Raw genomic sequence first — 12,546 nt, forward strand, 5'->3', positions numbered from 1 at the left:
CCGGCCTGTGGAGCAAACGGCGAGCGCAATGACCGAAGAACAGAACACCCCGCCGAACAACGGCAACTACGATTCCAGCAAGATCACCGTGCTGCGCGGCCTGGAGGCCGTACGCAAGCGTCCGGGCATGTACATCGGCGATGTGCATGACGGTACCGGCCTGCACCACATGGTGTTCGAGGTGGTCGACAACTCGGTCGACGAAGCGCTGGCCGGCCATGCCGACGACATCGTGGTGAAGATCCACAACGACGGCTCGGTGTCGGTGTCGGACAACGGCCGCGGCATCCCGGTGGACATCCACAAGGAGGAGAACGTGTCGGCGGCCGAGGTCATCCTCACCGTGCTGCATGCCGGCGGCAAGTTCGACGACAACAGCTACAAGGTGTCCGGCGGCCTGCACGGCGTCGGCGTGTCGGTGGTCAACGCCCTGTCCGAACACCTGTGGCTGGACATCTGGCGCGATGGCCACCACTACCAGCAGGAATACGCGCTGGGCGAGCCGCTCTACCCGCTCAAGCGGCTGGAGCCTTCCGACAAGCGCGGCACCACGCTGCGCTTCAAGCCGGCGCAGGAGATCTTCAGCGACGTCGAATTCCACTACGAGATCCTGGCCCGGCGCCTGCGCGAGCTGTCGTTCCTCAACTCCGGGGTCAAGATCACCCTGGTCGACGAGCGCGGCGACGGCCGCCGCGACGACTTCCACTACGAGGGCGGCATCCGCAGCTTCGTGGAACACCTGTCGGCGCTGAAGACCCCGCTGCACCCCAACGTGATCTCGGTGACCGGCGAAGCCAACGGCATCGTGGTCGACGTCGCCCTGCAATGGACCGACGCCTACCAGGAAACGATGTACTGCTTCACCAACAACATCCCGCAGAAGGACGGCGGCACCCACCTGGCCGGTTTCCGCGCCGCGCTGACCCGTACCCTGACCAACTACATCGAGCAGAACGGCATCGCCAAGCAGGCCAAGATCAGCCTGACCGGCGACGACATGCGCGAAGGCATGATCGCGGTGCTGTCGGTGAAGGTGCCCGACCCGAGCTTCTCCTCGCAGACCAAGGAGAAGCTGGTCAGCTCCGACGTCAAGCCGGCGGTGGAAAGCACCTTCGGCGCCAAGCTGGAAGAGTTCCTGCAGGAGAACCCGAACGAGGCCAAGGCCATCGCCGGCAAGATCGTCGATGCCGCCCGCGCCCGCGAAGCCGCGCGCAAGGCCCGCGACCTCACCCGCCGCAAGGGCGCGCTGGACATCGCCGGCCTGCCCGGCAAGCTGGCCGACTGCCAGGAGAAGGATCCGGCGCTGAGCGAACTGTTCATCGTCGAGGGCGACTCGGCCGGCGGCTCGGCCAAGCAGGGCCGCAACCGCAAGAACCAGGCGGTGCTGCCGCTGCGCGGCAAGATCCTCAACGTCGAACGCGCGCGCTTCGACCGCATGCTGTCCTCCGACCAGGTCGGCACCCTGATCACCGCGCTGGGCACCGGCATCGGCCGCGACGAGTACAACCCGGACAAGCTGCGCTACCACCGCATCATCATCATGACCGACGCCGACGTCGACGGCGCCCACATCCGCACCCTGCTGCTGACGTTCTTCTACCGGCAGATGCCGGAGCTGATCGAGCGCGGCCACGTCTACATCGGCCTGCCGCCGCTGTACAAGATCAAGCAGGGCAAGCAGGAGCTGTACCTGAAGGACGATCCGGCGCTGGACGCCTACCTGGCCAGCAGCGCGGTGGAGAACGCGGCGCTGATCCCGGCCGAAGGCGAACCGGCGATCGAGGGCGTGGGCCTGGAAAAGCTGCTGCTGACCTACGCGACCGCGCAGGAGGCGATCCAGCGCAACGCCCACCGCTACGACCGCCAGCTGCTCGAAGCGCTGGTCGACTTCACTCCGATGGACCTGGAGCACCTGCGCCGGGCCGGCGAAGGCGAAGGCCTGCCGGCGCTGGCCGCGCGCCTGAACCAGGGCAGCCTCGGCACCCCGCGCTTCAGCCTGGAACTGCAGGAACCCAACGACCAGCGTCCGGCCGCGGTGCTGGTCAAGCGCCGGCACATGGGCGAGGAGCTGATCCAGGTGCTGCCGCTGGCCGCGTTCGAAACCGGCGAGCTGCGGGCGCTGCACCAGTCCTCGCTGCTGCTGCACGGGCTGATCCGCGAGGGTGCGCGCATCAGCCGCGGCGCCAAGTCGATCGAGGTCACCAGCTTCGCCCAGGCGCAGAACTGGCTGCTGGAAGAGGCCAAGAAGGGCCGCCAGATCCAGCGCTTCAAGGGCCTGGGCGAAATGAACCCGGAACAGCTGTGGGACACCACGGTCAATCCCGACACCCGTCGCCTGCTGCAGGTGCGGATCGAGGACGCGGTGGCCGCCGACCAGATCTTCAGCACGCTGATGGGCGATGTGGTCGAGCCGCGTCGCGATTTCATCGAGGACAACGCGCTGAAGGTCGCCAACCTGGATATCTGACACAATCGGGCGGCAGGCACCGGCACCACGGGGAGTGGCGCCGGTGCATCCCCTTCTTCCGCCCAATGTCAGGAACGCGATGTCCGTACCGCCCCAGGCCCCTGCCCCGCTGTCGTCCCCGCCCCCGTTTCCGCCCGCCGCTTCGCCACCGCTGAAAACCGCCTCGCCGGTCGCCGGCTTCTGGATCGACCTCGGCATCGGCATCGTCACCCTGCTGGGGGTGAGCATCGTCTGCGGCATCGTCTGGGGGCTGTACCGCGGCGTGATGATCGGGATCGAAGCGGCCGGCAGCGGCGCCGTCGACCCGGCCGACATCGCCACGCAGATGGGACAACCCGGTGCGCTGGCGCAGATCCTGATGGCGCTGATCGCCACCTCCTCGGCGGCACTGCTGCTGTACTTCTGGCGTCGTCGCGCCAGCGCCGCCGAACGCCAGGCCTCCCATCGCGCGGCCCGGCGTCCTGCCACCTGGGGCTGGACCCTGCTGATCGCCGCGGCGGTGTTCACCGGCAGCAGCCTGATCGGCTGGCTCGCCAAGCAGGGAGGCGTCGAGCCGCTGCCGACCAACCTGCCGCTGATGCAACAGGCCATCAGCCAGTATCCGGTGTTCCTGGTGGTGTTCGCGGTGCTGTTGGCGCCGGCCTACGAGGAACTGCTGTTCCGGCGCGTGCTGTTCGGACGGCTGTGGGCCGCCGGCCGGCCGCTGCTGGGCATGGTGCTGAGCAGCGCCGCGTTTGCGCTGGTGCACGAAATTCCCGGCAGCAGCGGCAACGGTCCGCTGGAAATCCTGCAGCTGTGGCTGATCTACGGCGGCATGGGCGCCGCGTTCGCCTGGCTGTACCAGCGCACCGGCACGCTGTGGGCGCCGGTCGCCGCGCATGCGTTGAACAACGCCATCGCGCTGGGCGCACTGGTGCTGTTCGGGATGTCCTGAGCCGGCACGCTTGACGAAACATTAAGCCGGTTGCAAGCACACTGCCGGCCAGAACGTTGGGGGATCACCGATGAAACCAGTGCTGTTGGGTCTTGCGGTCGTGCTGCTGGCGACGGCCTGCGCCACCACCACGTCGCCGACCGGGCGCCGCCAGGTGGTCGGTGGCGTTTCCCAGGCCGAGCTCGACCAGCTCGGCGCCCAGGCCTTCACCGAAACCAAGGCCAAGCAGACCCTCAGCCAGGACAGCAAGCAGAACGCCTATGTCCAGTGCGTGGTCAACGCCCTGGTCGCACAGCTGCCGCAACAGTACCGGGGCGTACGCTGGGAGACGGCACTGTTCGTCGAGAAGGAACCCAATGCCTTCGCCCTGCCCGGCGGCAAGGTCGGGGTCAACTCCGGCATCTTCACCGTGGCCAAGAACCAGGACCAGCTGGCGGCAGTGCTCGGCCACGAGATCGGCCACGTGATCTCGCGCCACCACGAAGAGCGGCTGACGCGGCAGATGGGGACCCAGGCCGGGCTCGGCATCATCGGCGCGCTGGCCGGCGCCGCCTACGGCGATACCGCCGCCAGTGCCGTCAACCAGTTCGGCAGCCTCGGCGCCCAGGGCCTGATCCTGCTGCCCAACTCGCGCACCCAGGAGACCGAGGCCGACGTGGTCGGGCAGCGGCTGATGGCCGAGGCCGGGTTCGATCCGGCGCAGGCGGTGAACCTGTGGCAGAACATGCAGGCGGCCAGTGGCGGCCGCTCGCCGCAGTGGCTCTCCACCCACCCGGACCCGGCCAACCGCATCCGCGAACTGCAGCGCGACGTCGCCGCACTGGCTCCCGTGTACCAGCAGGCGCGTGCCGCCGGGCGGGTTCCACGCTGTGGATGAGCGGCCCGGATGCTGCGCTACAGCATCAGAAACGATTTCTCAGCCCCGCCATTTCTGATACGTTTGCCGGCTAAGTTTTGTACAGCCCGTCCGTTTTCAGCGCCGCTCCGGCGGTTCGATCGAGGTGAACCATGATTATCCGCAGCCCTAAACACGCCGTGCTTTCCGTCCTTGTCGCGACCCTGCTCGGCGGCGCCGTGGTCACCGATGCCGTCGCCCAGTCGCGTTCGGCCGAGCGTTCCAGCGAGCGCAAGGGCCGCTCCAGCGCCAAGGCCGATGTGCTGTTCCCCGAGGCGACCCGCGAAGAACCCAAGACCAAGGCTTCGGCCAAGCTCGGCGGCCAGCTGCAGAAGCTGTTCGCGTCCTACAACAAGGACGACTACGAAGCCACCCGCAGCCAGGCCGACCAGATCCTCGCCAACGCCGCCGCCAACGAGTACGACAAGTCGGTGGCCGCGCAGCTCGGCTCGCAGGCCGCCTACAACCTGGACGACATCCCCGCCGCCAAGCAGTACCTGCAGCAGGCGCTGGAGTTCAACGGCCTGGACAACAACGGCCACTACCAGGCGCTGCTGATGCTGGCGCAGCTGCAGCTGCAGGACGAGCAGTACGCCGAGGGCCTGGCCAACCTGGACAAGTACTTCGCCGAGTCGAAGTCGCAGAAGCCGGAAGAACTGGTGATCAAGGGCCAGGCGCTGTACCAGACCGAGCGCTACGCCGAGGCGATCCCGGTGCTGAAGCAGGCCATCGCCGCTTCCAGCGAACCCAAGGACAGCTGGAACCAGCTGCTGATGGCGTCCTATGCCGAGGCCGGCCAGACCGGCGAAGCGGTCAAGGAAGCCGAAGCGCTGGCCGCCCGCAATCCGCAGGACAAGAAGGCCCAGCTGAACCTGGCGAGCATGTACATGCAGGCCGATGACATGGAAAAGGCGGCCGCGGTGATGGACGGGCTGCGTGCGTCCGGCCAGCTCACCGAGGAGCGCGAGTACCGGCAGCTGTACTCGATCTACGCCAACACCGAGAACAAGGAAAAAGACGTCATCGCGGTGATCAACGAGGGCATGCAGAAGGGCATCCTCAAGCCGGACTACCAGGCGTACCTGGCGCTGGCGCAGTCGTACTACTACAGCGACCAGGTACCGCAGGCGATCGAAGCGTGGCAGAAGGCCGCTCCGCTCTCCAAGGATGGTGAAACCTACCTGAACCTGGCACGCGTGTTGCATTCGGAAGGAAGGATTCCGGAAGCGCGCCAGGCGGCCCAGCAGGCGCTGGCCAAGGGTGTGAAGCGTCCGGACGACGCGAAGAAAATCATCAACCTGAAGTAAGCGGGAATAACGCCTGAATGCCTGCGCCGATGGTGCGCAGGCGCTCAGGATTGGTATAAGCTTGGAGGTTCCTGCGGTGTCATGCACCGCTGAATCAGGGTCGCCGGCAACAACAGCGGCCCGGCCCCACTAATGAGTTCTTGGCGCATGACGGAACAACTGGTCTTCCACAGGTATGACAGCAATGATGACAAAGGCCTCAGCTGGCCTCGCATTATTGGTATCGCCTTCGTAATCGCTTTGCATCTTGCTGCCCTGATGATGCTCCTGATCCCCGCCGTGGCCCCGAAGGCCGCTGCCGAGAAGGAACGCAACATCATGGTGACCCTGGTGGACGCACCGCCGCCGCCGCCACCGCCGCCGCCGCCGCCGCCGCCGCAGGAGACCCCGCCGCCGCCGGTCAAGAACCTGGCGCCGCCGAAGCCGTCGCCGCTGCCGCCGCCGCCGGAAGCCCCGGTGGTCGACGTGCCGGAGCCGCGCCCGAGCGATATCGTCACCCCGCCGTCGCCGCCGGCTCCGCCCGCGCCGCCGACCGATATCCAGGCCAGCGTCGATATCTCGTCCAAGAACATGAACCCGCCCCGCTACCCGCCGGCCGCTTTCCGTGCCGGTATCCAGGGCGAAGTCATCCTGATCATTGATGTCGATGCCGCCGGCAACGTCACCAATGTGTCGGTCGAAAAGTCCAGCCGTAACCGTGACCTCGACCGCGCAGCGATGGAGGCGGCACGCAAGTGGCGTTTCAACCCGTCGATCGTGAATGGACAGAAGGCTGCCGGTCGCGTCCGCGTCCCGGTCAACTTTGCGCTGAACTGATCCGGACAGGCGGCTGCCTTGGCCGCCCGCAGGAACAGTCTGTCTTTAGCACCACCCTTTATCACCACACACAACAAAGGTAAGCGTCATGCTGCAGGAAATCTTCATCGCCGCTGCTGCCGGGGGCACCGCGAACAACGCCCTCTCGCAGATGGGCTTCGAGCATCTGATCCATGAAATGACCTCCGCCCCGGGCGAGTTCGCCGTTTCCTGGGTCGTGTTGATCACCCTGGTGGTGATGTCGGCCCTGTCCTGGTACTGGACCGTCATCAACACCTTCCGCGCCACCCGCCTGAAGAACGCGGCCGACCGCGTGACCACCCTGTTCTGGGACACCCCGAACGCCCAGGACGCGATCCGCGCCATGGAAGAGCAGCCGGCTTCCGAGCCGTTCTCGAAGATCGCCCTGGACGCCGCCCAGGCTGCCGCCCACCACCAGCGTGCCGAAGGTTCCAGCGCCGGCCTGGGCGAGAACCTGAGCCGTTCGGAATTCGTCGACCGCGCCCTGCGCCAGGCCGTGACCCGCGAAAGCAACCGTCTGCAGTCGGGCATGACCCTGCTGGCGACCGTCGGTGCGACCGCTCCGTTCGTCGGCCTGCTGGGTACCGTGTGGGGCATCTACGGCGCCCTGATCAAGATCGGCGCCACCGGTTCGGCCTCGATCGACGCCGTTGCCGGCCCGGTGGGTGAAGCGCTGATCATGACCGCGATCGGTCTGTTCGTCGCGATCCCGGCCGTGTTCGCCTTCAACTTCTTCAGCAAGATCAACAGCGCCACGATCAGCAAGTTCGATACGTTCGCTCACGATCTGCACGACTTCTTCGCCACCGGTTCGCGCGTTCGCTGATCCGGCAAGCCGAGCAGTCCTCGCAACGATATAGACGGAGCCCGTTATGGCTTTCAGTAGTGGTAACAGCGGCGGCCCCATGGCCGACATCAACGTCACGCCCCTCGTGGACGTGATGCTGGTGCTGCTGATCATCTTCATCATCACGGCGCCCCTGATGTCCCACAAGGTCCAGGTGGAGCTGCCCGAGGCCAACCTGGTCCAGAGTCCGGAAGACGCCGAAAAGCGTGCCGGTCCGATCACGGTGGCGGTCAAGGAAGACGGGTCGCTTTACTGGAACGACGAGCCGGTGTCCAAGGAAACCCTGGAATCGCGCTTCGCCACTGCGGCCCAGCAGACCCCGCAGCCGCCGCTCAACCTGCGCGGTGACCGCACCACCAAGATGCGCGTCATCAATGAAGTGACCAAGATCGCGCAGAGCCAGGGCATGCTGGACGTCGGTTTCGTTGCCACGAAAGAGAAGGGGCAGTAAGCCATGGCATTCAGTTCCGGTGGTAACAAGGGCCCCATGGCCGACATCAACGTCACGCCCCTCGTGGACGTGATGCTGGTGCTGTTGATCATCTTCATCGTGACCGCGCCGATCATGACCTATCCGATCGCCGTGGACCTGCCGCAACGGGTCATCAACCCGCCGCCGGTGTTGCGCGAGCCGCCGCCGCCGATCGACCTGCGGGTGGATTCGAGCAACCAGGTGTTCTGGAACAACAGCCCGGTGGCGGTGACCGAGTTGCAGCAGCGCATGGAAGAGGAAGTGCAGCGCGATCCGACCAACCAGCCGGAACTGCGCATCGACGCCAATCCCGATTCCGAGTACGAGGTGATGGCCAAGATCCTGGCCGCCGCCAAGAACGCGCAGATGAAGAAGATCGGTTTCATCCAGTAATACGCAATACCTCAGTCATGACGCGACTGGAACGCCCCCGGGAACGGGGGCGTTTTTTTTTTGGTCCTTCTTCTCTCCTCGGGGAGGAAGTAACGCATTCCCGGACCACCTTGTTGGTGCATGAAGAGCTCGCGACTGACGTCGCTCCTACACGGCCCCGCCGACTTGTAGGAGCGACGTCAGTCGCGACAGAAGCGCAGCGATGCCTCTCTCGGCGATCGCGGCAGTTCCTGCATGGCGCGCCAGGTGGACAGAAGAGCCATCGGGGATGACGGACGCCTGGTCCGCACGAGGGCAATGCCGCCCTGCCCGGCCTGCCAGCCGGGAGCTTCATGCAGGAAGGCGGCCGTTCCCGGAGCACCGGAACGTAAACCGGCGGTGTGCTCCCTCGGCATCCGCCCACGCCATCCAGGATGCGCGCAGGGAAGGGGCGGCCTTGGGGCAGGCGATCGCGACGGCGCGGTCGAAGAGAAAGCCCGCGACCTGCGGCTTGCCGGTGCCGCTACCGGTTGCCCGCCAGCAGCGCCAGATAGGCCGCCACCGTGCTCTCCAGCCCGTCGTACAGCGCTTCGCCGATCAGGGCATGGCCGATCGAGACTTCCAGCACGCCGGGCACGGCGGCCAGGAAGTCGCCGAGGTTGGCCTGCGACAGGTCGTGCCCGGCATTGACGCCGAGTCCGGCGGCCTGCGCGCGGCGTGCGGCGTCGGCGAACAGCGCCAGCATCGGTGCCGGCTGGCCGTTGGCATGCGCCTCGGCATAGGGGCCGGTGTAGAGCTCGACGCGATCGGCGCCGATCGTGGCAGCGTGGCCGATATCCGGGTTGCCGGCATCGACGAACAGGCTGACGCGGCAGCCGTAGGATTTCAGCTCGGCGATCAGTGGCCGCAGGCGCTCGCCGTCACGGCCGAAGTCGAAGCCGTGGTCGGAGGTCAGCTGGCCATCGCCGTCGGGCACCAGGGTGGCCTGCGCCGGCCGGGTCTGCGCGCACAGCGGCAGCAGGCCGGGATAGCCCTCGCGCGGCGGCGCGAACGGATTGCCCTCGATGTTGAACTCGACGCCGCGGGCGCGGGTGAGTGCGGACAGCGCCAGCACGTCCTCGGCATGGATGTGGCGGCGGTCCGGCCGCGGATGCACGGTGATGCCCTGCGCACCGGCCTGCAGGCAGGTCGTCGCCGCGCGCAGCACGTCCGGATCGTGGCCGCCGCGCGAATTGCGCAGCACCGCGATCTTGTTGACGTTGACGCTGAGCCAGGTCATGGCTCGTTGCGCGGGGCCGGCGGCGGCGCAGCTGCCTCCTCGGCCGGTGCGGCCGGGCGCAGTTGTTCGCGCAGCCGCTGCACTTCGGCCGGATGCAGGCTGCGCGGCGCGTCGGGCAGCACGCCGCCGATCTTGGCCACGTACAGGCCGCGGATCCACAGCAGGAAGAACCCCAGCGAGGCCAGCAGCGACAGCACCAGCAGCCACATCTGCGGGGTGGAAATGGCGAGCATGAAGGCGCCGATGGCAAGCAGCAGGAACAGCCAGTACATGACGATCTCCCGATAGACCCGCGCAGTTTAGCCTTGCCGCGGCGCTCGGTTCCACGCGTTTCCCGATCCGGCGGCGTGTCCGCCGGACGAATGGATCACAGCAGCGGCGAGGCCAGCCGGGCGAAAGCCTCGGGCAGGCGGTGGCGCCACAGCGAGCGCTGCCGGTCATGGCGGACCGGGCTGGCGCGCGCGAATTCGTCGGCGATCAGCGCCGCCAGTTCGGCGGTCAGATGACGGTCGCGCAGCATCATCGACAGCTCGAAGTTGAGGCGGAAGCTGCGATGGTCGAAGTTGGCGCTGCCGACGATGCAGAAGTCGTCGTCGGCGATGAAGGCCTTGGTGTGCAGCATGCGTGGGCCGTACTCGTAGATCTTCACCCCGGCCTGCAGCAGCTCGTCGAAGTAGGAACGTGCGGCCAGGGTCACGAACAGCGAGTCGCTGCGCTTGGGCACCAGCAGCCGGGTGTCGAGCCCGCCCAGCGCGGCCGAGGTCAGGGCCATGCGCGCGGCCTCGCCGGGAACGAAATAGGGCGTGACCAGCCACACCCGGTCGCGCGCCTCCTGGATCGCGGCCACGTGCATGCGGTGGATGGTTTCCCAGGACGAATCCGGGCCGGAAAGCAGCACCTGCGCCTGGATCCGGCCGTCGCGGCGGCCGGGCATGTCGGCCGGCCACAGCTGCTTGCTGTCGAAGGATTCCGGCGCCTGGCCGCTGGCGTAGATCCAGTCCTCCAGGAACACCAGCTGCAGGCTGCGCACCACGTGCCCGTCCACCCGCAGGTGCAGGTCGCGGTAGGCATCCGCGCGCCGGCTCTCGTCCTCCTCGTCGGTGATGTTGATGCCGCCGGTGAAGGCGACGCGACCGTCGACGATGACCAGCTTGCGGTGGGTGCGCAGGTTCACCCACGGCCGCTTGAACGGCTTGAGCAGCTGGTTGGGGTGGAACCAGACGGCCTCGCCGCCGGCGTCGAGCAGCGGCCGCAGGAACGCCTTGCGGATCTTCGACGAGCCCACCGCATCGAGCAGCAGGCGCACCCGTACCCCGGCGCGGGCGCGTTCGACCAGCGCATCGCGCAAGGCGGTGCCGGCGTGGTCGGGATTGAAGATGTAGTACTCCAGATGGATGTGGTGGCGCGCCTGCGCCACCGCCTCGAGGATGGCCGCATAAGTGGCGGCGCCGTCGACCAGCCAGCGCACCGCGGTGGCCGAACTGGGCGCCAGCCCGGTGGTGGCCTGCGCCACCTTGGCCAGCTCGGTGCAGTCGGCATCCGCCGGGCACACCGCGCTGTACTGCTCCATGCCCGAGCGCGCGCGGCCGCGGCGCAGGCGTTGCCGCTGCACCTTCTGCGGGCCGAGCAGGTAGTAGATGAACAGGCCCAGGTAGGGCAGCGCCGCCAGCGACAGCATCCAGCTCAGGGTCGCCGCCGGCTCGCGCTTCTGCAGCACGATGTAGCCGACCAGCCACAGCAGGTACAGCACGTAGGCGGCGGTCAGGTAGGCGGCCAGGTGGGGAAGGCCGGCCAGCGCTTCCCAGGTGGACTGCAGGGCGGTGAGCATGGGCCGATTCTATGCGAGCGCCGCGGCCGGGATGCCGCTGGCGGTCCTCATGCCTTGCCCCACCGGTGCCGGCAAGCCGGTGGCGTGCCATCAAGGGAATCCGGCCGCAGGCCACGACCGGCTGAAGGCTTCAGCAACGTCGTGGCCGGTCGCGTGCACTGAGAACGCGGCGGCGTAGCCTGTGCCGATGACGACGGCAATCAAGGGCCGCGGCGCGACCGGTTACCTGCCCGGCCGCTTCGAGATCACCATCGCCGAAGCGGTGGACGACGGCTGGGAGCAGGACGACGGCGAGGAGTTCGCCGCCCCGCGCCTGCGCACGCAGGTACGCGAGGAAACCGCGCGCAGCATCATCAGCCGCAACAACTCGCCGGACGTGGGCTTCAGCCAGTCGGTCAATCCCTATCGTGGCTGCGAGCATGGCTGCTCGTACTGCTTCGCGCGGCCCACCCACGCCTACCTCAATCTGTCGCCGGGGCTGGATTTCGAGACCCGGATCTTCGCCAAGACCAACGCCGCCGAACTGCTGCGCAAGGAGCTGGCCCGGCCGGGTTACGTGCCGCAGCCGATCGCGCTGGGCATCAACACCGACGCCTACCAGCCGATCGAGCGCAAGCTCGGCATCACCCGCCAGCTGATCGAGGTGCTGCTGGAAACCCGGCATCCGTTCTCGCTGATCACCAAGAACGCGCTGGTCGAGCGCGACCTGGACCTGCTGGTGCCGCTGGCGCAGCAACAGCTGGTCAGCGTGCACTTCTCGGTGACCTCGCTGGACCCGCACCTGTCGGCGAAGCTGGAACCGCGCGCCTCGGCCCCGCATGCGCGGCTGCGGGCGATGCGCCGCCTGCACGAGGCGGGGGTGCCGGTCGGGGTGATGGTGGCGCCGGTGATCCCGTGGATCAACGACGCCGAACTGGAGGCGGTGCTGCAGGCCGCGAAGGAGGCCGGCGCGTCGTCGGCCGGCTACGTACTGCTGCGGCTGCCGCACGAGGTCGCGCCGCTGTTCCGCGACTGGTTGCAGGCGCACCACCCGCAACGCGCCGAGCACGTGATGAGCACGATCAACCAGCTGCGCGGCGGCAAGGACTACGACGGCACCTTCGGCCGGCGCATGCGCGGGGAAGGCGTGTACGCCGAACTGCTGTCGCGGCGCTTCGCGCTGGCGCGCAAGCGCCTGGGCTTCGATGCCTCGCGCCTGCAGTGGCCGCGGCTGGATTGCAGCCGGTTCGTGGCGCCGCGCAAACCGTCGCCGCAGGGCGAACTGTTCTGAGCGAGCGGCATCCCGTCGCTCGCCATGCTGCTTGCGCG

Annotated in this window: 12 protein-coding genes; 9 read left to right on the forward strand and 3 right to left on the reverse strand. The window is 67.6% G+C overall.

Annotated elements, in window-relative coordinates; all coding sequences use genetic code 11:
* The first annotated feature begins 28 nt into the window (after positions 1-28).
* The 8 genes from gyrB to OK345_RS11730 all read left to right on the forward strand — a co-directional run bounded on the left by gyrB (position 29) and on the right by OK345_RS11730 (position 8,152).
* A complete protein-coding gene (gyrB, locus tag OK345_RS11695; protein WP_265128154.1) occupies positions 29-2,467 on the forward strand; it encodes a DNA topoisomerase (ATP-hydrolyzing) subunit B in 2,439 nt (812 codons plus the stop codon).
* A 79-nt stretch (positions 2,468-2,546) separates the two neighbouring features.
* Entirely contained in the window at positions 2,547-3,401 is an 855-nt protein-coding gene (locus tag OK345_RS11700; RefSeq protein ID WP_265128155.1) for a CPBP family intramembrane glutamic endopeptidase, read from the forward strand.
* A gap of 70 nt (positions 3,402-3,471) precedes the next feature.
* The gene (locus OK345_RS11705; RefSeq protein WP_265128156.1) at positions 3,472-4,278 is read left to right on the forward strand and encodes a M48 family metallopeptidase; all 807 of its coding nucleotides are present in this window, start codon (positions 3,472-3,474) and stop codon (positions 4,276-4,278) included.
* Positions 4,279-4,409: 131 nt separating this feature from the next.
* The gene (locus OK345_RS11710) at positions 4,410-5,603 is read left to right on the forward strand and encodes a tetratricopeptide repeat protein (RefSeq protein ID WP_265128157.1); all 1,194 of its coding nucleotides are present in this window, start codon (positions 4,410-4,412) and stop codon (positions 5,601-5,603) included.
* A gap of 147 nt (positions 5,604-5,750) precedes the next feature.
* Positions 5,751-6,419: an energy transducer TonB gene (locus tag OK345_RS11715; RefSeq protein ID WP_265155045.1), complete on the forward strand. Its 669-nt coding sequence runs from the start codon at positions 5,751-5,753 to the stop codon at positions 6,417-6,419.
* Positions 6,420-6,507: 88 nt separating this feature from the next.
* Entirely contained in the window at positions 6,508-7,266 is a 759-nt protein-coding gene (gene exbB, locus OK345_RS11720) for a TonB-system energizer ExbB (RefSeq protein ID WP_265128158.1), read from the forward strand.
* Between the two features lie 46 nt (positions 7,267-7,312).
* A complete protein-coding gene (locus OK345_RS11725) occupies positions 7,313-7,738 on the forward strand; it encodes an ExbD/TolR family protein (protein ID WP_265128159.1) in 426 nt (141 codons plus the stop codon).
* Positions 7,739-7,741: 3 nt separating this feature from the next.
* Entirely contained in the window at positions 7,742-8,152 is a 411-nt protein-coding gene (locus OK345_RS11730) for an ExbD/TolR family protein (protein ID WP_265128160.1), read from the forward strand.
* 502 nt (positions 8,153-8,654) lie between these two features.
* On the opposite strand, the gene OK345_RS11735 is transcribed toward OK345_RS11730, so the two are convergent.
* The 3 genes from OK345_RS11735 to cls form a co-directional block, all read right to left on the reverse strand.
* On the reverse strand, positions 8,655-9,410 hold the full coding sequence (locus OK345_RS11735; protein WP_265128161.1) for a pyridoxine 5'-phosphate synthase: 756 nt from the start codon (positions 9,408-9,410) through the stop codon (positions 8,655-8,657).
* Positions 9,407-9,682, reverse strand: coding sequence for a hypothetical protein (locus tag OK345_RS11740; RefSeq protein WP_265128162.1), 276 nt, complete (start codon positions 9,680-9,682; stop codon positions 9,407-9,409). Before OK345_RS11740 ends, OK345_RS11735 begins: the two co-directional genes overlap by 4 nt.
* Before the next feature lie 95 nt (positions 9,683-9,777).
* Positions 9,778-11,238, reverse strand: coding sequence for a cardiolipin synthase (gene cls / locus OK345_RS11745; protein WP_265128163.1), 1,461 nt, complete (start codon positions 11,236-11,238; stop codon positions 9,778-9,780).
* 187 nt (positions 11,239-11,425) lie between these two features.
* Between cls and OK345_RS11750 the strand changes: the two genes are divergently transcribed.
* Positions 11,426-12,508, forward strand: a complete 1,083-nt coding sequence (locus OK345_RS11750; protein WP_265128164.1) for a PA0069 family radical SAM protein — start codon at positions 11,426-11,428, stop codon at positions 12,506-12,508.
* The last annotated feature ends 38 nt before the right edge of the window (positions 12,509-12,546 follow it).

Source organism: Xanthomonas chitinilytica, from assembly GCF_026107455.2.
GTDB classification, from domain to species: Bacteria; Pseudomonadota; Gammaproteobacteria; order Xanthomonadales; family Xanthomonadaceae; genus Stenotrophomonas; species Stenotrophomonas chitinilytica.